A 21001-nucleotide genomic window follows, 5' to 3' on the forward strand; every position below is an offset into this window, starting at 1 on the left:
AATGAAGGGAAAATTATTTGTTGTTTCAGGGCCAAGCGGTAGTGGTAAGTCAACAATAACAAAGATAGTAAGAGATAAATTAAATATTCCTTTATCTATTTCAGCAACAAGTAGAAAATCCCGTCCAGGAGAAGTTAATGGCGTTGATTACTATTTTTTAACAGAAGAAGAATTTTCTAAAAAAATAGAAAATAACGAATTTTTTGAATATGCAAATGTGCATGGAAATTATTATGGGACTTTAGTATCTGAAATTAATAGCAAATTAGATAATGGGCAAGATGTAATACTAGAAATTGATGTACAAGGAGCAATTATTTCAAAAAATAAATATGATGATATTGTTTTAATTTTCTGTAAGACTGAAAATGATGAAGTTTTAAGAAATAGACTTCTAGGTAGAAATACTGATTCAAATGAAGTAATTGAAAAAAGATTAAATAACGCTAAAAAAGAACTAGAATATGAAAAATATTATGATTATACAATAATAAATAAAAATCTAGATGATTCTGTTAATAAGCTAATTAAAATAATAAAAGGTGAATATAATGAAAAAGAATAATAAAAATATAACAGTAGATGAATTATTAGAGGTATTTCCGAATAAATATGAGTTAGCAATAGCTTGTGGTAAAATTGCTAGATCTGAATATCTTGAAGGTGAAGAAAAATACGTTGTAATGTATAAGGTCTTTAAAAAAATTATTGATAAAGAAGTTATAATAAAGGAATTATAGATATAATTATAATTTGACAAATTAAAAAAACATAATAAAATTAAAGTAGGAGTGTTACTATGAAAATTAGAGATAAACTTTTAGAAAAAATAGATATAGTTGACTTTATTTCAAAGTATGTTGATTTATCTAAATCAGGTTCTAATTATAAGGGTTTATCTCCATTTAAAGAGGAGAATACCCCTTCTTTTGTTGTAAGTCCATCTAAGAATATATTTAAAGATTTTAGTTCTAATAAAGGTGGAGATGCAATAAAATTTTATAGTTTAATAAAAAATATATCGTATAAAGATGCAATGCTAGAACTTGCAAAAGAATATGACATTAAGATTTCTAACTATGAAAATAAATATAATAAAAATAGCAAGTATTATGATTTATTAGATAGAGTTAATTTACATTTTAATAAAAATTTAGAAAAGAATGAAAAAGCATTAGATTATCTTAAAAGTAGGTCATATAATGAGGATGATATAAGAAAATTTGGATTAGGCTATGCTAGTAAATCTTTTATTGATCTTTTAAATAATTTTGATAATGAAATATTGTTAGAATTAGGATTAATTACCAAAAAAGAAAACAAAGTATATGATAGCTTTATAGATAGGATAACGTTTCCTATATATAATCTAAATAGAAAAATAGTAGGTTTTGGTGCAAGAATTTTAGAAGATAATGCTAATATGCCAAAGTATTTAAATTCGCAAGAAAGTATAATATTTAAAAAATCAAATGAACTATTTGGTATATACGATTCAGGAGAAAAAATAAAAGAGTTTGACGCAGTTATTTTAGTAGAAGGTTTTTTTGATGTATTAAGATTGCATAAGAATGCAATTGTAAATACAGTTGCTAGTCTTGGGACAAGTCTTAGCAATAATCAAGCCTATATGTTATCAAAATTAACTAAAAATATTGTAATAGCATATGATGATGATACAGCTGGATTTAATGCTAAGATAAGAAGCATTAATATTTTAAATAGGTATGGCTTTAATATTAAAGTAATGTCACTAAATAAAATGGCAAAAGACCCTGATGAGTTCATAACTAAATATGGCAAGGAAAAGTTTATTGAATTATTAAATGAATCTTGTGACGGATTTGATTTTCTATATGATTATTATTCAAAAAATTTGGATGTAAAAAAAACTGCATCTAAAATGGAAATAATAAATAAAATGCAAGATTATTTTTCGACAATATCAAACAAGATATATTTTGATATATATTTAAAAAGACTAAGTGAAAAGTTAGACTTAAGTATATCTAGCTTAAGTTATAATATTAAGTTTATAGATAAAAAAGAAAATATATATTTAGAAAATATAGAAAATGATAATAAAAGAAAAGTAAAAAAAACAAGAACTATATACGATAACATAGAAGAATTAGAAGAATATACTATGCTTTTATTGTATTATGATAAAAGCCTTATTAGAGACTATAAAAATTTTAATTTTTCTAATGAAAATGAAGAAATATTTAAAAAACTACTAGAGGAAAATACAAATATTAGAGAAATTTTAAATTATGATTTTTTTAATAACGCAGAAGATAAAAATAAATTCTTTTATATTTTATCTAAAATTGATAAAAATGAAATAACTGACGATTTTAAATTTAGAGTATATGTGGAGTGGGTTAGTAGGTATATGAAAAGCTCTTTGGATGATATATTAAATTTAGTGTATTCTTCCAATTTTGATAATATGTCAAAAGAAGAATACAATAAGTATTTGGAATATAACAAGAAGCTAAAAAATCTAAAACTAGCCAAAAACATACACGATGTAAAAAAAATTTTTTACGAGTATTTAGAATACGAAGGTGAAAAAAAATTATAATAACTTTTTGATAAGAGAAAGGGACTTGTATGCCTGAGAATAAAACAGATTTAAAACAAGAATTATTCGAAGTATTAAAATTAGCTAAAAAAAATAAGGAGATAGATAAGTCTTATCTTGATGAAATTCTATTAAGTAAACTTGGTAAAGAAAAACTTAATAAATTTATCGATAAAATGAAGTCTATGGGTATTAAGGTTAACTATGAAAAACCAGAAATAACTATTATACCCTATGAAAAAATAGATGACGAAGAAGTTCAAAAAATGTTAAGTGACGATATAATGAAAATTGCAGAGCAGCTTGATGTTGATGAACCTATAAAGATGTACTTAAGAGAAATAGGAAATATTCCTTTATTAACTCATGAGGAAGAGATTGATTTAGCCCAAAAAGTTTTAGCTGGTGATGAGTACGCAAAAAATAAATTGATAGAGTCAAATCTAAGATTAGTTGTAAGTATTGCTAAAAAGCACACTAATAGAGGTCTTAAATTACTTGATTTAATACAAGAAGGAAATATGGGACTTATGAAGGCTGTTGAAAAATTTGAATATGAAAAGGGATTTAAATTTTCAACATATGCAACTTGGTGGATAAGACAAGCAATAACAAGAGCAATTGCTGATCAAGGTAGAACTATAAGAATACCAGTTCACATGATAGAAACTATAAACAAAATAAAAAAAGAAAGTAGATTAATACTACAAGAAACTGGAAAAGAACCAACAGCAGAGGAGTTAGCTAAAATACTAGAAATACCTATTGATAAAGTAAAAAGCATCTTGGAGATGAACCAAGATCCTATCTCACTAGAAACTCCAGTTGGAAGTGAAGAAGATAGTGAATTAGGAGATTTTGTTGAGGATGATAAATTCTTAAATCCATATGCAGCAACAGAAAGAACTTTATTAAGAGAAAAATTAGAGGATATTTTAAAAGATGCCTTATCTGAACGTGAGGAACAAGTAATAAGACATAGATTTGGATTAGATGACGGAGCTCCAAAGACTTTAGAAGAAGTAGGTAAAATATTTAAAGTTACAAGAGAGCGTATAAGACAAATAGAAGTTAAGGCAATAAACAAATTAAAAGGTAAAAAATATACTGATAATTTAGAAAATTATAGAAAATAAAAGGAGGATATATGTTAAAACAATTAAAACTTATATCTATATTCGTTTTAAGTGTATTTACAATATCATGTTCTACTACTAGTGAACAATATTTTAAAAGAGGCGAATATATAAATGCCATAAAAACAGCTGATGTTGAATTAGCAAAAGTAAAAGACAATAATGAAAAAAATGAGCTAATAAGTAGAGTAAATACAATTATTTCTATCTATGAAAATAACTATAATTTAGCAAATACTAACTATTCAATAGCAGAATCAAGCTTTAATTTATTTAAATTATTACATACTATTGAAGATAATAAGCAGGTTTTAGTTAATACAAACATACAAAAAAAATATAATGCTATTGATATACTAGAAAAGTCAATAAAATATACTAAACTTTATTCAAAGGAAAATAATAGTTTAGATTCATTATACATATTACTATCTAAACTTAAAGATGAAAAGTTAATGGGAACTAAATATCTTGGGGTCTATCAAAACTATAGTAAGTATGTTGCTGATAAATACTATGAACTAGCAGTTTTTTATGAAGGTTCAAATAATTTAGAAATGGCATTAGAAAATTATATAAAGGTAAATGATTCTTATGAAGATTTTGATAGAAATTATAGAAATTCGTCAAATAAAATATATGAAATTAAAATGACAATAGATCTAAATGATGCTAACAAGCTAGTTAAAAAAGCTAATGAATATTATTTAGCAGGAAATATAGAAAAATCAATTTCTTTATATAAAGAAGCAGTAAGTATATATTCAAGATATAATCTAGATGAAAAAGCGGATATCTATAGAGCTATTGTGAAAAGACTTACAAGAGAGTTAGATTTAAAGACTGCTAGAAAATATTATGATGAGGCTGTTAATTACTACAACTTAAAATCATATAAATATGCTTTAGAAAGATTTAAAGATTCATATAAACTATATGATAAATATGATGACAATGACATGAAAAAATTAATAGAAGGTTATTTAGAAGTAGTTAATTTTAAAATAAAAGAAGAAAAAGCTAAATATCTATTTGATAGAGGAGTCAACTTATATACAAACGGTGAATATGAAAATGCAAAGTATAATTTTAATGAATCAAAAAAACTATATATTTCATTTTCTAACCTAGAAATGCTAAAAAAAATTGATCTATATCTAAATGCAATAGAAAATAAGATGAATACAAAAAATGTAGATGGAGAAAAGCTACTAGAAAATGCTAAGCAGTATTTAAATAAGGCTGTTATTGAGAGAAATGAATATAAAGTAAATGAATATTATGAAAAAGCCTTAGATAATCTTAATGCAATAATTAAATTAAATTTATTACCAAATAAGATTGATGAGATAAATTCATATATTAAATATATAAAGAGAAATAAAAATATAAGTCCAAATAATTTATTATATAATAAGTACTTTAATAATGGATTAGAATATAAAAAGGAAGCTGAAAAGTATATAGATGTTGAAAAAACAAACTACTATTATACATTAGCATATGAAAATTTTGAAAAAGCACTAGAAAATGCTACAACAAAAAAGGAAAAAGATGATGCAAGTAGATATGTGAAGTTAATAAAAAAATTTATAATCATTAAAGAGGAAGATATTAATTTATATAATCTATATTATGAAAAAGCTATGAAAGATCTTAATGATTCAAAATACACATATATTGTATCAAATAGAGATGAGATGTATAAAAGCGCAATAAAGAATCTAAATGAAGCTAAAAAATACACAAATGACTATAATTTAATAAATAAATTAAATTCTATGATAAAAGAAATTGAATCTAGAATAACATTTAAATTCTAAAATTAGGTGAAATGAGTTTATGCTCATTTTTTTTTTGCTGAAAAATAAAAAAAAACTTGCATTTATGCGAAAAAAGGAGTATAAATATATTAGAAGTGGGGAATTGTGGTAAATTGTGGTAGAAGGTGGTGAATTATGAATACTTTTAAAGGAAAATATGAATGTAAAATGGACTCAAAAGGTAGAATAATAATACCATCTAAATTTAGAGAAGAATTAACAAAAAATAATAATAGTTTTGTAATAACTCGTAGCTTAGATAACGCAATTGATATATTTCCATATGAAGCTTGGGAAAAATATGATGAAAAAATATCTAGATTAAGCGATTTTAACCCTAAACAAAGAGCTGTAAAAAGATTTTTAACACATGATGCAACTAGTGTAGAATGTGATGCACAAGGAAGAATTAATATACCAAAAACACTAATTGAACACGCAAATCTTAAAAAAAATATTTTAGTAGCTGGGTACGGAGATAGAATCCAAATCTGGGATAAAGAAACATATGATGAAATTTTATTAAAAGATTTAGAAATAATGAACGATCTAGAATTAGATATACTGTAGGAAGGTGATAATTTATGTATCATAAACCCGTACTTTATGACGAGGTTATAGAGTATATGATAAATGATAAATATAGGATTTACCTAGATTGCACCTTAGGCGGCGGTGGTCATGCTCGGGGCATTCTAGAGAATTCAAACAATAATTCAAAACTTATAGGAATTGATCAGGATATAAATGCGATTAATTATGTAAGTGAGAGTTTAAAATCGTATAGCGACAGATTAATGATATTTAAAAATAATTTTGAGAATATGAAAACAGTCGTATATATGGCAGCTTATGATAAAGTAGATGCAATTTTAATGGATATAGGAGTATCATCAGAACAACTTGATAACAAAGAAAGAGGATTTTCATATAAGTATGATGCAAAACTTGATATGAGAATGGATACAAATCAAGAATTAAGTGCTTATGAAGTTGTGAATGAATATAGTGAAAAAGAAATAGCAGATATTTTATATAAATTTGGAGAAGAACCAAAATCAAAGAAAATAGCATATAACATTGTAAAAAAAAGACAAGAGAAAAAGATTGAAACTACACTAGAATTATCTGAAATTGTAATTAGAGCTATTGGAAAAAGCATGAAAAAACATCCTGCTAAAAGAACTTTTCAGGCACTTAGAATTTATGTTAATAGAGAGCTAGAAGTGTTAGAAAAGGCAATTGATGAGGCAGTGGATATTTTAAATCCTGGGGGTAGATTACTAATAATTACATTTCATTCACTAGAAGATAAGATGGTGAAAAGAAAGTTTAGAGAATTAGAAGATCCTTGTACTTGTTCAAAAGATATACCTATATGTATTTGCAATAAAAAACCTTTAGGTAAGGTTATAACTAGAAAAGTGGTTATGGCTAAAGAAAATGAATTACAAGCAAATAATAGATCTCATTCAGCTAAACTCAGAGTTTTTGAAAGGATATAGACATGGTAACAGTAAATAGAAAAATAATAACAGAAGCCAAAAAACTGAGTATAATAGATGTTAAAGCTTTAGCAAATTACGCTACAATTTTTGTTTTTGCAGTATTAGCTACAATAGCAATAGTAGTAAATGTAAAATATAATAATGAATTAGGATACATTGCAAATACAAATTATGTACTAGAAACAAGATTAAATAAATTAGTAGAAGAAAATTCAGTTTTAGAAGGAATAAAAGCAAACTCATTAAATATGAGAGAAATACAAAAAAAAGCTTTAGAATTAGGATTTGTGTATAATAACGACATAAATTATGTAAAATAGATTAAACTAAATATTACTATAAATAGGCTAGAATTAAAGTATATTCTAGCTTTTATTTATTACAAAAATTTAGTATAATCTATGTGAGGTGTTTATATGAATGAATATATTAAAAATTTAGTTGAAAAATTAAAAGATGAAGTTATATCATACAGAAGATGGTTTCACGAAAATCCAGAATTAAGTGAAAAAGAATATATGACAAAAAATAAAATAATAGAATTTTTAAATGAAAATAATATACAATATAGATTAGTTTTAGAAACTGGAATACATGCTTATATAGAAAATAAAAAAGGCTTAAGTTTAGCTTATAGAGCTGATATGGACGCCCTTCCCATAAAAGAAGAAAATGATTTAGAATATATATCAAAAAATGTTGGAGTTATGCATGCTTGTGGTCATGATGTACACCTAGCAGTACAACTTGGACTAATTAAAGCTTTAAATGAAAGTAAAGATAAATGGCATGGGACTGTAAACTTTTTTTTCCAACCTGCAGAAGAAACTGTTGGTGGAGCTAAAAGAATGCTAGAATGTGGAGTAAATAATCCTAAAAATGATGCTTTGTTTAGTTTTCACTCAGCTCCTGAAATACTAGCAGGCAAGGTAGGAATTAAATATGGTAAAATGCATGCAACATCAGCAGTTTTTAAATTAGAGATAATAGGAAAAGAAGCACATGCTGCATTAGCATATAAAGGAGTAGATGCTATAAGTATATCAGCAAAAGTTATAGAGTATTTATCGTATATTGTTTCAAGAAAACTAGATGCTAGAAATAGTGGGGTAATAACAGTAGGTAAAATTAATGGAGGAACAGCCGAAAATATAGTAGCTAATAAGGTTGAATTAACTGGAACTATTAGGACCTTAGATAAAAAAACAAAAGAATATATAGTTTCTATTTTAAATAACGAACTAAAAGATTTTGTAAAATCGTTTAATGCTAATTTAAATGTATTTATACGTGATAGTTATGTGCCTGTTATTAATGATAAAGAATTTACTGATTTTTTAAAAGAAAATGCAGTTGATATATTAGGTGAAGATAATGTTATAGAAATTAATGAAACTAGAATGGATGTAGAAGACATTGGGTATTTTTTAGAACAAATACCAGGGAGTTTTTATAGACTAGGTGTTTCAGCAAGTGAAAAATTTTCAGACCTACATACAAAAAATTTAATGATAGATGAAAAAGCATTAGAAGTAGGACTTATGCTTAATATTAAGTTAGCATTGGAGTATTTAAAATGATAAAAGTAAATGATATATTAGAAGTAAAGATTGAAAAAGTTGTATATGGTGGAGAAGGTATGGCATATATTGATGATTTTGTCATATTTGTACCGCTTAGTTGTGTAGGAGATTTATTAAAAGTAAAAGTAATCTCTACTAAAAAAACATATGCAAGAGCAATAATATTAGAAATTTTAAAAGCATCAGATGACAGAGTAGAGGGCGATAAAATAAGTTTTAAAGATTTTAATGGCTGCGATTTTGCAATGTTAAAATATGAAAAACAATTAGAGTACAAAAAAAATATGCTAAAAGAATTATTTTCAAAAATGTCTAATGAAAATATAGAAAATATTGAAATTATAGGTGCTAGTAAGACAACAAATTATAGAAATAAGGTAGCAGAACCATTTTTCATAGATGAATTTGCTAAGATTAATACAGGTTTTTTTGAAAGAAAATCTCATAATGTATTTAGCAATGAGAAAGATATACTTAAATCTAGCATTGGAATAAAAATAACAAAAAAGGTATTAGATAAATTAAATGAAAAAAAATTTACTGTATATGATGAAAAAACAAATGCAGGTTTTTTAAAACATCTAATTATTAGAAATAATAGTAATGATGATGTTATGCTGGCAATTGTTGTTTATAAAAAGTCTATGATAGATAAACTTTCAAGTGTTTTAAAAAGTTTATATGAGGAAAATAAGGAAATTAAATCGGTATATATTTCAGTAAAAAATAGTATAAATAACGTAATATTAGGTGATGAGAATATACACATAATAGGAGATAAAATATTACATGAAAATTTATCAGGAATTAATTTTAAAATATATTTAGATTCGTTTTTTCAAGTTAATTTGGAGCAAGTAAATAAACTTTATGACATTGCTTTAGGATACATAGACGATAAAAAAGAAATGGCAATAGATGCTTTTTCAGGAACTGGTACAATTTCAATGCTAATGTCTAATAAGTTTTCTAAAGTATATGCAATAGAATATACTAAAAGTGCAGTAGTAGCTGCTAAAAAGACAGCTAAGGAAAATAACATAGAAAATATTAAGTTTATTGCAAGTAAGGTAGAAGATAAGATAGAAAATATTGTTAAATATGAAAATATTAGCCACATAGTATTTGATCCACCAAGAAAAGGTATAGATAAAACTGTACTTGATAGCGTAGCTAAGAATAATATAAAAAACATTGTATATATATCATGTGAACCATCAACATATACAAGAGATTTAAATATATTAAAAGAGTATGGCTATAAATTAAAAAAAATAAAAGCAGTTGATATGTTTCCTCAAACACATCATATTGAAATAGTTTCACTAATAAGTAAAGATATATAGAAAAATAGTTTATTTTGTGATATAATTTGATTTGAAAGAAGGTAATTTTATGAGATATTTATTTATATTTTTAGCCTATCTAGTAGGCTCAATACCATTTTCTTTAATACTTGGCTTAATATTTGTTAAAAAAGATGTTAGAAAAGAGGGAAGTGGTAATGTAGGTTCAACTAATGCTGCAAGAGTTTTAGGCTATAAAATAGGGCTTGCAACTTTAGTTTTAGATGTATCTAAAGGATTTATACCGACATATATAGCTAGTCTATATGATCCTAATTTAGCAATATTAGTTGGATTGTTTGCAATATTAGGACACGTATTTCCAATTTATTTAAAATTTAGAGGAGGAAAGGCTGTAGCTACTACTATTGGAGTATTTTTAGCAATATTTCCAAAAGGAATTTTAATAGCTTTAGTAGTTTTTTTACTAATTTTTATGTTAACAAAATATGTAGCATTAGCCTCAATGTCAATGGCTATTAGCTTACCAATTATAGCGTATTCATTAGGCAGTAGTTTAAATATGATATACTTTTCATTATTTATTGCGATACTTATAGTATATAGACATAAATCAAATATTAAGAATTTATTAACAAAAAAAGAAGATAAATTTATATAGGTTAGGAGAAATATGAAAATATTAGTAATCGGTGGAGGAAGTTTTGGTACTTCATTATCAGTAGTACTTTCTAAAAAAAATTATAATATCTATTTATACGAACATAATAAAGAATATAGAGAAGATCTAAGAAAATATAGAGAAAATAAAGTATTTTTAAAAGGATTTAAATTAGATGAGAATATAAACATTATTGATGATTATAACGACTATGTAAATGATGTTGATATAGTTTTACTTACAACTCCGACTCAGTTTGTAAGGTCAATACTTGAAAACATGAAATTAACTAAAAAAGATCAAATTATAGTTAATGTTGCAAAAGGGATAGAAATTAAGACATTAAAAACAATATCACAAATAGTGGATGAATTATTAGGTGATATTACAAAAAATTATGTTTTACTAACAGGACCAACACACGCTGAGGAGATTGCATTAAATAAACCATCAGCAATATTAGCAGTATCTAATAATGAAAAAGTTGCTAAGTTTGTACAAGAAAGTTTTAGCACAGAGTTTTTAAGAATATATACAGGAACTGATATATTAGGTTCTGAGTACTCAGGAGCTTTAAAAAACTGTATAGCAATATCTGCAGGAATTTGTGATGGACTTGAATATGGTGATAATACAAAAGCAGCACTTATGACAAGAGGCTTTAATGAAATGGTAATAATAGGAGAATTCTTTGGAGGATCTAAAGAAACTTTTTCAGGTCTTAGTGGTCTAGGAGATTTAATTGTAACTTGTACAAGTAAACATAGTAGAAATAGATATGTAGGTGAAAAACTAGGTAGAGGTTATAAATTAGATGAAATAACAAGCAGTATGAAAATGGTATCAGAAGGTGTTAGTACTATAAAAGCTCTAAAAAAAATTATAGATGATAATAATTTAAGAGCTCCAATATTTACAGAACTATATAATATTTTATACAATAATCAGTCAGTTAATACAGTTACAAAAATACTTATGTCAAGAGATTTAAAATCTGAATTTTAGGAGTTTTAATGCAAGAAAAGAATGAAACAAACTTAATTTCTCTTTATTTAACAGATTTAAAAGAATATAATTTGTTATCAAAAGAGGAAGAATTTGAACTTATAGAAAAAATAAAAAATGATAATGATGAAGAAGCAAAAAATAAATTAGTCATGAGTAATCTAAGACTTGTTATATCAGTTGCTAAAAAATCATTAGGAAATGGACTTAGTTTAATTGATTTAATAAGTGAAGGAAATATTGGATTATTAAAAGCAATAGATAAATTTGATTTAGAAAAAGGTCTAAGATTTAGTACCTATGCAGTTTGGTGGATAAGACAGTCAATAAAAAAAGCTATTATAAATACAGGAAGAGATATTAGAATTCCTAGTTATAAACATGAACAATTAGCTAAAATGAATAAAATTATAAATAATTACATAGGTGAATACGGAGAGAGTCCAAGTGTTACATATATAGCACGAGAAATGAATATAAAAACAAGTAAAGTAGTTATTTTAATGAATGAATTTCAGGATGTTATTTCATATAATGAAGTAATAGGAGATAATATATTTTTAGAAGATGTTATAGGAGAAGATGATGACATTGAAGAAAATATAATAAAAAAAGAACAATTAGATGAAATGAATAGACTATTTGATTCAATACTAACAGAAAGAGAAAGAGAAATACTAGTTTTAAGATTTGGGATAAATAATAATAAACAACATACTCTAAAAGAAATTGGAGAAAAACTAGATGTTACAAGAGAAAGAGTAAGACAAATAGAGAAAAAAGCTATTGAAAAATTAAAAAATGAGTTTGAAAATAAAAAAGAAAAAGATTTTGAAATGTTGTTTTAAAAGGGGGAAAAATGCTTAGAATAAAGGTAAAAACAAGTGATTTTCTAAGAGCTATTAGAATTGTTGAAAATGCTATAGAAGATGATAAAGCTAACGGTCAAAATTCTGGAATATATATCCAAAGTGTTGATGGTAAGTTAGTATTTAAAGGTGTTGGATTTAATTTATTTATTAAATGTGAATGTAATGCAAGTATTTTAGAAGAAGGTAATGTAATTATAAAATACAAACTTATAGAAGAACTTTTAAGAAAAATTGAAGATGAAGAAGTTTTAATTGAAGAAACAGGTTCTAATATAGAAATAAAATCTAAAGGTACTAATGCAAGCTATAATTTAATTAAATATAATGATCCACAAGAGTTTTCAATGATAAATGGTAGTGAATATGTAGTTGATAAAAAAATATTTACAGAAGGTATTGAAAATACAAGCTTTGCAGCATCAACTGATGTATCAAAACTTACAATAAACTGTATTAAAATGGACATTGAAAATAATTTATTAAAATTAGTATCAACAGATTCATTTAGATTGATATATAGAGAAGTAGAATTAGAAAAAAATGAATCTAATGAAAATGCAAGTATTAGTCTACCACTTAAAACAGCTCAAAATGTTTTAAAAGTATTAAAGGAAAGTAAAGACGATAATTTACTATTACAAACTGATGGAACAAAGCTTTTATTTAAAATAGATGATATAGAAATAATTGCAAAGGTAATAGAATTACAATTCCCTGACTATGATGGCATTTTAAAAAGTGTAAAATCTGATAAAATTGTTAAAGTAAATTCAGAAGCATTAAAAAAGAAATTAGATTTAGTATATTTATTTGTTAAAGATAAAAAAGAAAGAAAAGATGTTGCAGAATTCATATTTAATGATAAAGAATTAGATATAATAGGATTTAATGATACAGCAAAAGTAGAACAAAAAATATCAATCTCAAAAGATACTGTAGAAAACCTAAAAATATATTTAAATACAAAATTCATATTAGATTATCTAAATACTATCAAAAAGAGTACAATCTTAGAAATTAAGATGTCTAGTGAAATAGCTGCAATTTTAATAAAAGAGGAAGATATAAATAATAATGATATTTATCTAACAATGCCTTTAAAAATATAAAAAAGGCAGTTGTAAAAAAACTTGACAAGGATCGTCAAATTGTGTTAATATACCTTTGTTGACGATTCATGTCAATATCTGTATTACCAATACAAATAATTTGATTGGGAGGAATGTAAATGAGAGTACAAGTAATTTTAGAATGCACAGAAACTAAGTTGAGACATTATGTAACAACAAAGAACAAAAAAACTCATCCAGAAAGATTAGAGTTAAGAAAGTTCAATCCAGTTTTAAAGAAATACACTCTTTATAGAGAAGTTAAGTAAGAAAATAGGCTAGTAGTTCAATTGGTAGAGCGTCGGTCTCCAAAACCGAATGTTGCGGGTTCAAGTCCTGCCTGGCCTGCCATTTTTATTATTATGGAGAAAAAAATGAAAGACAAAGAGAAAAAAAGCCTTTTAACTAATATTATAAACGAATATAAAAAGGTAACTTGGGCAAGTAAAAGCACTGTTTTCCAAGTAACTGTTATAGTATTACTAATAACATTATTCATAGCAGTAATGGTAACAGCTTTTGACTTTTCATTTAATTATCTTTTAAGTAGAATATCAGAAATACTAAGAAGGGTGATATAAATGATAGGTAAACGTGAAAAAAGATGGTTTTTAATACACACATATTCAGGGTATGAAAAAAAGGTTAAATTAGATTTAGAAAAAAGAGTTGAATCTTTAGGATTAGGAGATAGAGTTTTTAGAATAATAGTTCCCGAAGAAGAAGTAGAAGAAGAAAAAAGAGGGAAACTAGTTAAAGTTCTAAGAAAAATATACCCTAGTTATGTAATGGTTGAAATGAACTGTGAAGAAGAAATTGTTGAAGGTAATGGTTTAATATATAGAGTGGACAGTGAAGCTTGGTATATTATACGTAATACAAATGGAGTAACAGGATTTTTAGGAGTAGGTTCAGATCAAATACCTATGACTAATGAAGAAGTTGAAAGAGTATTTAAAATGATGTCTAATGAAAAATTAGATATAAATATTGAATTCAATGTTGGAGATTCTGTTTTAATTAAAGAAGGAGCATTTGAAGGAGAATACGGTAAAGTTTTAGAAATTGATAGAAAAACTGGAAATGTAAAAGTTGAGGTTTCTACATTAGGAAGAAATTTACCAATCGAAATAAATGCAAAAAATTTAGAAATTTAAATATTTAGTGGGAGAATAATTCAATTACCACAGAGGAGGAAAATAAATGGCAAAAGAAGTAACTGGTAAAGTTAAATTACAAATTGCTGCTGGAAAAGCTACACCTGCTCCACCAGTAGGGTCTGCATTAGGACCAAAAGGGATTAACATTCCTGAGTTCTGTAAAATGTTTAATGCGCAAACACAAGATAAAATGGGATTCGTTATACCAGTAGAAATTACTGTATATTCTGATAGAAGTTTTACTTTCGTATTAAAAACACCACCTGCATCAGATTTATTAAAAAAAGCTGCTAAAATTGAAAGTGGTGCTGCAAACTCTAAAAAAGAAGTAGCTGGTAAAGTTACAAAAGCACAATTAAAAGAAATAGCAGAAGTTAAAATGCCAGACTTAAATGCAAGTTCAATTGAAACTGCAATGAACATAGTTGCAGGTACTGCAAGAAGTATGGGAATAAAAGTAGAAGACTAAGATTATTAAGTGGAAGGTTTTTACCAATGACCACAGAGGAGGATAAATTAATGGCTAAAAGAGGGAAAAGATACGAAGAAATTTCTCAAAAAGTAGATAAAACTAAGATATATACACCAGAAGAAGCTTTAGAAGTAGTATTCGATACTAAAAGCGCTAAGTTTGTTGAAACAGTTGAATTAGCAGTTAAATTAGGAGTAGATCCTAGACATGCTGACCAACAAGTAAGAGGTACAGTTATATTACCACATGGAACAGGTAAAAATGTTAGAGTATTAGCTATAACATCTGGTGAAAATATACAAAAAGCATTAGATGCTGGTGCTGATTATGCTGGTGATGATGAATATATAGCTAAAATAGGTCAAGGATGGTTTGAATTCGATATAGTTATAGCTACTCCAGATATGATGCCTAAATTAGGTAGATTAGGAAGAGTATTAGGAACTAAAGGATTAATGCCTAACCCTAAATCAGGAACAGTTACAACTGATATAGCTAAAACTGTAGAAGAATTTAAAAAAGGTAAAGTTGCATTTAAAGTTGATAAATTAGGATCAATACATTTACCATTAGGTAAAGTAAACTTTACAAAAGAAGCAATTGAAGAAAACTTCAAAACAGCTTTAAAACAAATAATAAACTTAAAACCAGCTGCAGCAAAAGGACAATATTTAAGAACAGTTGCAATCTCATTAACTATGGGACCTGGAATTAAAATCGATCCTTTATTAGCAGGAACATTCGTAACTAAATAAAGAATATATAAAATGGCAATATGCCATTTTTTTTTACCCAATTATTTAGTTAACCATACATATATTATTTTTTTTATCAGTAGTAAAATAGACTCTACAAAAAATATATTTAGTTAATATGATATATATATTAGATATTAAATAAATATCGCTTATACAAAATTTTCTTTAATGCTAATATGTAAAAAAAGGGGGAATTATGAAAAATAAGGCATTTAGTTTAATAGAAATGATAGCTGTAATGGCAATAATTGCGATAATATCTTCACTAGCTGTTCCAAAGATAAGCAGATATATAGATGAAGCAAATAAGACTAAAGTAATTGCAGCAGTTTTAGAATTAAATAACTATATCTTATTAGAAGATATAGATAAAATATCAAATGTATCTGATTTATTAAAAAACTTTGATAATCTAGATTCACTTAAAATAAATCTAAATATAAACGGTGAATTTAAAATAGGAAATGTAAAAGGGGAAATGTTTTTACAAGACAAATATGTAAATGCAAAGATATTTGAGCCAGACTATTATAGTAATTTAATTATCGGACCTAGCGTGAAATGATGAATATTTTAGTGCATATATTTTTAATAATATTGCTTATACAAGATCTACTTTACAAAGAAGTAGAAGAACAAATTATTAGGATAATATTTATATTAGCAATTATTAAATTAGTTTTATATGATAACTACATTGTATCCTATATATCACTTAGTATTTATGTACTCCCTTTTTATATCATGTATATAGTTTCGACATATTTAAATAAAGAATTGGTAGGCTTAGGTGATTTTAAGATGATAATTATATTTGCTATTTTAATATCATCAGATGATATTTTAAAATTAATAACTTTTTATCTTGTAACATACCTATTTGCTTTTATATACTCAATTATTGTATTTAAAAAGACAAAGTATATACCATTAATCCCTTGGATGTATTTAGGATATATCTATGTGATGTATATATGAAAAATAAGGGGGAATTATTGATTGAAAGCCTAATTAGTCTTTTTTTTATCAGTATTTTAATAACATATCTAAGTAAAAATATATTAGTAAATTTTGAAGTTGAAAAAAAATTTAGAATAGAACAAATGATAGAAAATGATAAAAAGAATTTAATTGAATATGTTAAATCAGTAAAAGATATAGATAAGTTTAGAGTTGATAAAAAGTATTTTAAATATATAGATACAAGTATCTTAAAGATAACCAAAACTAACATGTATATACTTTTTAATGCTGATGATAAAAGATATATTTACAAAATAGAAGTAGGTGATATTTATGATTACTACATACCAAAATAAGGGGAGTTTGATAATAGAGCACCTATTAAGCCTTTTATTTATACTCCTATTTATATTCATACTGTATATAAATATAAATAGCTTTAATATATCAAGATTAAAAATATCAGATAGTAGAAGTATTACAAATACTCTAAGAGTTCTAGACAGTATAAATGAGAAAATATCTAATTCAAAAACTAAAAAACTAATAGCTAATAGATTAGAACTAGATGATATATCAATAATATTTGATGATAATAGTGTATTTGTAGTTAAAAATATAGGGGGAAATAAGTTTAAAATGATAGAGAATAAAAAAATTAGATTAGAGCTACATAAAAATCTTTTAGTTATTAGAGTCGGAGATATATATAAGCTGGTGTCAATAAGATGAAAAATAAAGGAACTAGTTTAATAATTGTAGTTATAATATACTTTATTTTACTAGTAATTTCGTTTAGTTTATTAAACTATAACATATATTTAAAAAATAACTTGAGTAATAAAGAAACTTGGGATAAAGAACAAATTTTAAAGGAGTATAAGATAGAAATTGATAAGGATTTTAATTTTAGATAAAAAGATACTAGTATATATGGATAAAAAAATATTGGAATTTAAGGTATCTAATGTATACAAAGAGATAGAAGATATACTTTATGAATTGGATATATCAAAGGCAGTTTTAATAGTAGAAGATCTTTTGATAATAGATAAACTAAAAGAAGTTTTAAAAGTAGCTAATATTAAAATATCTGGAATATATAACTTATATGAAATAGTATTTAATGAGTATAAGGAAGTTATTGTTAAAGAAAATGAAGAGTATTTTTTTATTTCTGATAAAGATAAGAAAAGTTTAAATTTTACAGATGATGATAATATAGATCTATCTGGTATGAGAGTTTTTGATGCAAATATACTGTATGAAAATATTTTAGCCTTAGATAAAATAAGGGCAAAAAATTTAAACAAAAATGATATAAATATTAAATACTATATTCTTTTATTCATACTACTATTTAGCATATCGTATCTAATATTAGATAAAATATATGATGTAAGTAAATTAGATATGGAAAAGAAAAATAAAGAGCTTAATTTGAGAAAAATAGAAAGAGATTATCAAATATATAACTTAGAAATAGAAAAAGAAATGGAGAAAAAAGAACTCATATTTATATATGATAGTATAGAAAAATATAGTTTAAAAGAAAAAGTAGATAAATTGCTAAATATGTCAAAAAACTATTTCTATTTTACTGAAATATATATAAATAATGAAAGTATTAGATTAAAAGGTGAATGTAGTAGTTTGAAAAGCTTAGATGAAGAATTTAAAAAATATACCATATATGAACTTTTAAAATATGATAAATACATATATTTTGATATTAGTTATACATTAAAGGAGAAAAATGAAAAGATATAAAATTATCGGACTCTGCTTACTATTATTAGTATTCTCTATTGGGATTTTGTATATTAAAAAACATGATAACTATTATTTAAAAGAACTAGAGATAAAAAGTATAGAAGATAAAATAAGAGAATTTGAATATAGAGTAGAAAAGTTAAAAGTAAAGAAAAAACAGATAGGTAAAGATAAGAAGTATAGCCTGACGAAAGAAGAAGAAAAAATATTAGATAAGAATAGATATAGTAAAAATGAGATATTAAACTTGATATATAAAAAGGCAGTAGAGTTTGATGTTGATGTAATAAATATTAGTAAAAGTGTTTTAAAAGTTAGTAATGGCAAGTATGCCTTATTTGATATTAGTTTAGAATTAAGATCTAGTCTATATAACATAGAAAGATTTATATTATCATTAGATAATTTTGATAAGATAATTGATTTTAGTAGCTTTTCTCTGTTTTCTAAAAATGATTCTAGCATAATAAATATTTCGTATATAGGTGATAATGATGAATAGAATTAAGCTAATTTTATTTATCTTTTTTTCCTTTGTCGTATTTTCAAAAGAGGATAAATTCATTAAGGTATTTAATAAAGAGGATGAAATAATTACATACGTATACGAGCTAAAAAATAAGGAAGCAGAAGATATTAAAAAAAGTATAAAAATATTTGATGATTTGAAAGTTAGCTCATATGAGAATAAGTTAATATTACAAGGACCTAAAAAGAATGTAAATAATTTAAAACTAATTTTAAATAAATTAGATACTCTAAAAAAGCAAGTAGTTATAAAGCTTTCTTTGTTAGATGTATCACATGATTTAATTACAAGGCTTTTAGTAAATTTGGATAAAAAAGAAAAAGAGTCCTTAATTAAACACATTGAACTAGATAGAATGCAAAAATTAAAAAAGTATAAAGAAAGTGGAGATATAAAGTTAAAGTTAATGCCATCAATAATTGTATTAGATGGTGAAAAAGCAATTGTTAGTATATCTAATCTTACTATGAAATTAGAAGCAAAAATAAAAAAAGATTATGTAGAATTAGCATTAGATATTGAATTTATAAGCTCTAATAATAAAAAAGAATACATTAAAACAAAAATAAATGTTGAAAATAATAAGGTGGTATCTGTTAGTAAAAATAAGACGTATGAAAATTACTCATTTAGATATAAGACAAGTAAGAAAAAGTTAAGAGATTTATATATTGAGATAGAGGTTAATATAATTTAGGTGATGTATGTTAGATGATTTTAAATTAAGGTATGAATTTGTAATAAGACTATATAGTCTAATAAATGAAGATATTGAGCTTATAAAAGCACTAGAATTAATATCGAATATAAATAAAAGGAAAGTAAATAAAGCAAGACTTATGCTTGAAAAAGGTTATTCAATAGAAAAATCATTTTCGTATATTTCTAAAAATAAGGAATTTTTAAGTTTTTTTGAAACTGCAGAAAGAACTGGAGATTTAAAAAATGCTTTAATGATACTTAAAGAAAAATATGAGTTTACAAAAGAATTTAAGTCTAAAATAATAAGTCTTACAATTTACCCTATAATAGTAGTAATTATAAGCATAATAATTATAAATATTTTGCTAATCTTAGTAGTACCTAAATTTACAGATATATACAAAGATACCAATGCAAAATTGCCAAATATGACAAAACTTATAATATTCTTATCTGATAATGTATTTAATATCTTTATTATTTTCACCCTATTTTTAATAATAATAAGTATCTCTATTGTATTTTTAATTAGTAAATACCCTTCATTTTTTGATGAAATTATTTTAAAAATTAAAATTGTTAATTTAATTCAAATGACTAGATTAAGCAAAAATATATCAATGCTATTAAATTCTAACTTAAGTTTAGTAGAAGCTTTAGAAATAAGCATGCCCTCTAATATATTTTTGAAAAATAAGCTTAGATTAGTAGTTAGGGGAATAAAAAAAGGAGAGAGTATATATTATTCATTTAAAAAGGCTCATATATTTGATGAGCTATTTTTAACATACATAAAAATATCGGAAAATACAGGGAATATAAAAAAAGCATTTTTAAATATATCAAGCATTTATGAGTATGAAACTAAAAACATGATAAATCTATACTTAAAGCTATTTGAGCCAATTCTAATAATAATAGTCGCAATATTCATCGGAGGTATTACTATAGCAATTATGATACCACTATTAGATATTTCAAGTTTTGTAATGATTGATAAATAAGCTTTATTTTGCTATAATTTAATATATAAAACTTTTTGCAATATAACTA

28 protein-coding genes and 1 tRNA gene are annotated in these 21001 nt (G+C 24.6%); all 29 read left to right on the forward strand.

Going from position 1 to position 21001, the window contains the following annotated elements:
• The first annotated feature begins 1 nt into the window (after position 1).
• The 29 genes from gmk to OMES3154_RS03680 all read left to right on the forward strand — a co-directional run bounded on the left by gmk (position 2) and on the right by OMES3154_RS03680 (position 20952).
• Positions 2-565: a guanylate kinase gene (gene gmk / locus OMES3154_RS03540; RefSeq protein WP_156683424.1), complete on the forward strand. Its 564-nt coding sequence runs from the start codon at positions 2-4 to the stop codon at positions 563-565.
• Complete coding sequence (locus OMES3154_RS03545; protein ID WP_156683425.1) at positions 552-740, forward strand: DNA-directed RNA polymerase subunit omega; 189 nt, start codon at positions 552-554, stop codon at positions 738-740. Before gmk ends, OMES3154_RS03545 begins: the two co-directional genes overlap by 14 nt.
• A 59-nt stretch (positions 741-799) precedes the next feature.
• Positions 800-2587 carry a DNA primase gene (gene dnaG / locus OMES3154_RS03550; RefSeq protein ID WP_156683426.1) on the forward strand — a complete coding sequence of 596 codons (1788 nt, stop codon included), beginning with the start codon at positions 800-802 and terminating at the stop codon, positions 2585-2587.
• Positions 2588-2616: 29 nt separating this feature from the next.
• Positions 2617-3723, forward strand: coding sequence for an RNA polymerase sigma factor RpoD (rpoD, locus tag OMES3154_RS03555; protein ID WP_156683427.1), 1107 nt, complete (start codon positions 2617-2619; stop codon positions 3721-3723).
• A gap of 11 nt (positions 3724-3734) precedes the next feature.
• The gene (locus tag OMES3154_RS03560) at positions 3735-5546 is read left to right on the forward strand and encodes a hypothetical protein (RefSeq protein WP_156683428.1); all 1812 of its coding nucleotides are present in this window, start codon (positions 3735-3737) and stop codon (positions 5544-5546) included.
• A 135-nt stretch (positions 5547-5681) separates the two neighbouring features.
• Positions 5682-6116 (forward strand): division/cell wall cluster transcriptional repressor MraZ, encoded by a 435-nt coding sequence (mraZ, locus tag OMES3154_RS03565; RefSeq protein ID WP_156683429.1) that lies wholly within the window; start codon positions 5682-5684, stop codon positions 6114-6116.
• Between the two features lie 14 nt (positions 6117-6130).
• The gene (gene rsmH / locus OMES3154_RS03570; RefSeq protein ID WP_156683430.1) at positions 6131-7051 is read left to right on the forward strand and encodes a 16S rRNA (cytosine(1402)-N(4))-methyltransferase RsmH; all 921 of its coding nucleotides are present in this window, start codon (positions 6131-6133) and stop codon (positions 7049-7051) included.
• Positions 7052-7053: 2 nt separating this feature from the next.
• The gene (locus OMES3154_RS03575; protein WP_156683431.1) at positions 7054-7374 is read left to right on the forward strand and encodes a hypothetical protein; all 321 of its coding nucleotides are present in this window, start codon (positions 7054-7056) and stop codon (positions 7372-7374) included.
• A 96-nt stretch (positions 7375-7470) separates the two neighbouring features.
• Positions 7471-8634: a M20 metallopeptidase family protein gene (locus OMES3154_RS03580; protein ID WP_197271486.1), complete on the forward strand. Its 1164-nt coding sequence runs from the start codon at positions 7471-7473 to the stop codon at positions 8632-8634.
• Entirely contained in the window at positions 8631-9983 is a 1353-nt protein-coding gene (gene rlmD, locus OMES3154_RS03585) for a 23S rRNA (uracil(1939)-C(5))-methyltransferase RlmD (RefSeq protein ID WP_156683432.1), read from the forward strand. Before OMES3154_RS03580 ends, rlmD begins: the two co-directional genes overlap by 4 nt.
• Before the next feature lie 49 nt (positions 9984-10032).
• Entirely contained in the window at positions 10033-10605 is a 573-nt protein-coding gene (plsY, locus tag OMES3154_RS03590; RefSeq protein ID WP_156683433.1) for a glycerol-3-phosphate 1-O-acyltransferase PlsY, read from the forward strand.
• Positions 10606-10617: 12 nt separating this feature from the next.
• A complete protein-coding gene (locus tag OMES3154_RS03595; RefSeq protein WP_156683434.1) occupies positions 10618-11610 on the forward strand; it encodes an NAD(P)H-dependent glycerol-3-phosphate dehydrogenase in 993 nt (330 codons plus the stop codon).
• Between the two features lie 8 nt (positions 11611-11618).
• Entirely contained in the window at positions 11619-12458 is an 840-nt protein-coding gene (locus tag OMES3154_RS03600; protein WP_156683435.1) for a sigma-70 family RNA polymerase sigma factor, read from the forward strand.
• An 11-nt stretch (positions 12459-12469) separates the two neighbouring features.
• Positions 12470-13591 (forward strand): DNA polymerase III subunit beta, encoded by a 1122-nt coding sequence (gene dnaN / locus OMES3154_RS03605; RefSeq protein WP_156683436.1) that lies wholly within the window; start codon positions 12470-12472, stop codon positions 13589-13591.
• A gap of 119 nt (positions 13592-13710) precedes the next feature.
• On the forward strand, positions 13711-13860 hold the full coding sequence (rpmG, locus tag OMES3154_RS03610) for a 50S ribosomal protein L33 (RefSeq protein WP_067142062.1): 150 nt from the start codon (positions 13711-13713) through the stop codon (positions 13858-13860).
• A 6-nt stretch (positions 13861-13866) separates the two neighbouring features.
• Positions 13867-13942, forward strand: a tRNA-Trp gene (locus OMES3154_RS03615).
• Between the two features lie 23 nt (positions 13943-13965).
• Positions 13966-14172: a preprotein translocase subunit SecE gene (gene secE, locus OMES3154_RS03620; protein WP_197271487.1), complete on the forward strand. Its 207-nt coding sequence runs from the start codon at positions 13966-13968 to the stop codon at positions 14170-14172.
• Positions 14173-14748, forward strand: coding sequence for a transcription termination/antitermination protein NusG (gene nusG / locus OMES3154_RS03625; RefSeq protein ID WP_156683438.1), 576 nt, complete (start codon positions 14173-14175; stop codon positions 14746-14748). It begins immediately after the preceding gene.
• A 46-nt stretch (positions 14749-14794) separates the two neighbouring features.
• Complete coding sequence (rplK, locus tag OMES3154_RS03630) at positions 14795-15220, forward strand: 50S ribosomal protein L11 (RefSeq protein ID WP_156683439.1); 426 nt, start codon at positions 14795-14797, stop codon at positions 15218-15220.
• A gap of 50 nt (positions 15221-15270) precedes the next feature.
• Positions 15271-15978: a 50S ribosomal protein L1 gene (rplA, locus tag OMES3154_RS03635; protein WP_156683440.1), complete on the forward strand. Its 708-nt coding sequence runs from the start codon at positions 15271-15273 to the stop codon at positions 15976-15978.
• A 199-nt stretch (positions 15979-16177) separates the two neighbouring features.
• Positions 16178-16546 carry a prepilin-type N-terminal cleavage/methylation domain-containing protein gene (locus OMES3154_RS03640; RefSeq protein ID WP_156683441.1) on the forward strand — a complete coding sequence of 123 codons (369 nt, stop codon included), beginning with the start codon at positions 16178-16180 and terminating at the stop codon, positions 16544-16546.
• Positions 16546-16959: a prepilin peptidase gene (locus tag OMES3154_RS03645; protein WP_197271488.1), complete on the forward strand. Its 414-nt coding sequence runs from the start codon at positions 16546-16548 to the stop codon at positions 16957-16959. Before OMES3154_RS03640 ends, OMES3154_RS03645 begins: the two co-directional genes overlap by 1 nt.
• 17 nt (positions 16960-16976) lie before the next feature.
• Entirely contained in the window at positions 16977-17300 is a 324-nt protein-coding gene (locus OMES3154_RS03650; RefSeq protein ID WP_156683443.1) for a hypothetical protein, read from the forward strand.
• On the forward strand, positions 17278-17676 hold the full coding sequence (locus OMES3154_RS03655) for a hypothetical protein (protein ID WP_156683444.1): 399 nt from the start codon (positions 17278-17280) through the stop codon (positions 17674-17676). The genes OMES3154_RS03650 and OMES3154_RS03655 overlap by 23 nt, the downstream gene beginning before the upstream one ends.
• Entirely contained in the window at positions 17673-17861 is a 189-nt protein-coding gene (locus OMES3154_RS03660) for a hypothetical protein (protein WP_156683445.1), read from the forward strand. Before OMES3154_RS03655 ends, OMES3154_RS03660 begins: the two co-directional genes overlap by 4 nt.
• 16 nt (positions 17862-17877) lie before the next feature.
• Positions 17878-18714, forward strand: coding sequence for a hypothetical protein (locus OMES3154_RS03665; protein WP_231679260.1), 837 nt, complete (start codon positions 17878-17880; stop codon positions 18712-18714).
• Positions 18701-19219, forward strand: coding sequence for a hypothetical protein (locus tag OMES3154_RS03670; RefSeq protein ID WP_156683447.1), 519 nt, complete (start codon positions 18701-18703; stop codon positions 19217-19219). The genes OMES3154_RS03665 and OMES3154_RS03670 overlap by 14 nt, the downstream gene beginning before the upstream one ends.
• The gene (locus OMES3154_RS03675; RefSeq protein ID WP_156683448.1) at positions 19212-19943 is read left to right on the forward strand and encodes a hypothetical protein; all 732 of its coding nucleotides are present in this window, start codon (positions 19212-19214) and stop codon (positions 19941-19943) included. The genes OMES3154_RS03670 and OMES3154_RS03675 overlap by 8 nt, the downstream gene beginning before the upstream one ends.
• A 7-nt stretch (positions 19944-19950) precedes the next feature.
• Positions 19951-20952, forward strand: a complete 1002-nt coding sequence (locus tag OMES3154_RS03680; RefSeq protein WP_156683449.1) for a type II secretion system F family protein — start codon at positions 19951-19953, stop codon at positions 20950-20952.
• The last annotated feature ends 49 nt before the right edge of the window (positions 20953-21001 follow it).

Origin of the sequence: Oceanivirga miroungae (assembly GCF_902505095.1) — a bacterium.
Taxonomy (GTDB): domain Bacteria; phylum Fusobacteriota; class Fusobacteriia; order Fusobacteriales; family Leptotrichiaceae; genus Oceanivirga; species Oceanivirga miroungae.

Excerpts from the sequence above, each read along its gene's own strand:
- gmk (WP_156683424.1), top strand. The coding sequence starts at position 2 with ATGAAGGGAAAATTATTTGTTGTTTCAGGGCCAAGCGGTAGTGGTAAG.
- OMES3154_RS03545 (WP_156683425.1), top strand. The coding sequence starts at position 552 with ATGAAAAAGAATAATAAAAATATAACAGTAGATGAATTATTAGAGGTA.
- dnaG (WP_156683426.1), top strand. The coding sequence starts at position 800 with ATGAAAATTAGAGATAAACTTTTAGAAAAAATAGATATAGTTGACTTT.
- rpoD (WP_156683427.1), top strand. The coding sequence starts at position 2,617 with ATGCCTGAGAATAAAACAGATTTAAAACAAGAATTATTCGAAGTATTA.
- OMES3154_RS03560 (WP_156683428.1), top strand. The coding sequence starts at position 3,735 with ATGTTAAAACAATTAAAACTTATATCTATATTCGTTTTAAGTGTATTT.
- mraZ (WP_156683429.1), top strand. The coding sequence starts at position 5,682 with ATGAATACTTTTAAAGGAAAATATGAATGTAAAATGGACTCAAAAGGT.
- rsmH (WP_156683430.1), top strand. The coding sequence starts at position 6,131 with ATGTATCATAAACCCGTACTTTATGACGAGGTTATAGAGTATATGATA.
- OMES3154_RS03575 (WP_156683431.1), top strand. The coding sequence starts at position 7,054 with ATGGTAACAGTAAATAGAAAAATAATAACAGAAGCCAAAAAACTGAGT.
- OMES3154_RS03580 (WP_197271486.1), top strand. The coding sequence starts at position 7,471 with ATGAATGAATATATTAAAAATTTAGTTGAAAAATTAAAAGATGAAGTT.
- rlmD (WP_156683432.1), top strand. The coding sequence starts at position 8,631 with ATGATAAAAGTAAATGATATATTAGAAGTAAAGATTGAAAAAGTTGTA.
- plsY (WP_156683433.1), top strand. The coding sequence starts at position 10,033 with ATGAGATATTTATTTATATTTTTAGCCTATCTAGTAGGCTCAATACCA.
- OMES3154_RS03595 (WP_156683434.1), top strand. The coding sequence starts at position 10,618 with ATGAAAATATTAGTAATCGGTGGAGGAAGTTTTGGTACTTCATTATCA.
- OMES3154_RS03600 (WP_156683435.1), top strand. The coding sequence starts at position 11,619 with ATGCAAGAAAAGAATGAAACAAACTTAATTTCTCTTTATTTAACAGAT.
- dnaN (WP_156683436.1), top strand. The coding sequence starts at position 12,470 with ATGCTTAGAATAAAGGTAAAAACAAGTGATTTTCTAAGAGCTATTAGA.
- rpmG (WP_067142062.1), top strand. The coding sequence starts at position 13,711 with ATGAGAGTACAAGTAATTTTAGAATGCACAGAAACTAAGTTGAGACAT.
- secE (WP_197271487.1), top strand. The coding sequence starts at position 13,966 with ATGAAAGACAAAGAGAAAAAAAGCCTTTTAACTAATATTATAAACGAA.
- nusG (WP_156683438.1), top strand. The coding sequence starts at position 14,173 with ATGATAGGTAAACGTGAAAAAAGATGGTTTTTAATACACACATATTCA.
- rplK (WP_156683439.1), top strand. The coding sequence starts at position 14,795 with ATGGCAAAAGAAGTAACTGGTAAAGTTAAATTACAAATTGCTGCTGGA.
- rplA (WP_156683440.1), top strand. The coding sequence starts at position 15,271 with ATGGCTAAAAGAGGGAAAAGATACGAAGAAATTTCTCAAAAAGTAGAT.
- OMES3154_RS03640 (WP_156683441.1), top strand. The coding sequence starts at position 16,178 with ATGAAAAATAAGGCATTTAGTTTAATAGAAATGATAGCTGTAATGGCA.
- OMES3154_RS03645 (WP_197271488.1), top strand. The coding sequence starts at position 16,546 with ATGAATATTTTAGTGCATATATTTTTAATAATATTGCTTATACAAGAT.
- OMES3154_RS03655 (WP_156683444.1), top strand. The coding sequence starts at position 17,278 with ATGATTACTACATACCAAAATAAGGGGAGTTTGATAATAGAGCACCTA.
- OMES3154_RS03660 (WP_156683445.1), top strand. The coding sequence starts at position 17,673 with ATGAAAAATAAAGGAACTAGTTTAATAATTGTAGTTATAATATACTTT.
- OMES3154_RS03665 (WP_231679260.1), top strand. The coding sequence starts at position 17,878 with ATGGATAAAAAAATATTGGAATTTAAGGTATCTAATGTATACAAAGAG.
- OMES3154_RS03670 (WP_156683447.1), top strand. The coding sequence starts at position 18,701 with ATGAAAAGATATAAAATTATCGGACTCTGCTTACTATTATTAGTATTC.
- OMES3154_RS03675 (WP_156683448.1), top strand. The coding sequence starts at position 19,212 with ATGAATAGAATTAAGCTAATTTTATTTATCTTTTTTTCCTTTGTCGTA.
- OMES3154_RS03680 (WP_156683449.1), top strand. The coding sequence starts at position 19,951 with ATGTTAGATGATTTTAAATTAAGGTATGAATTTGTAATAAGACTATAT.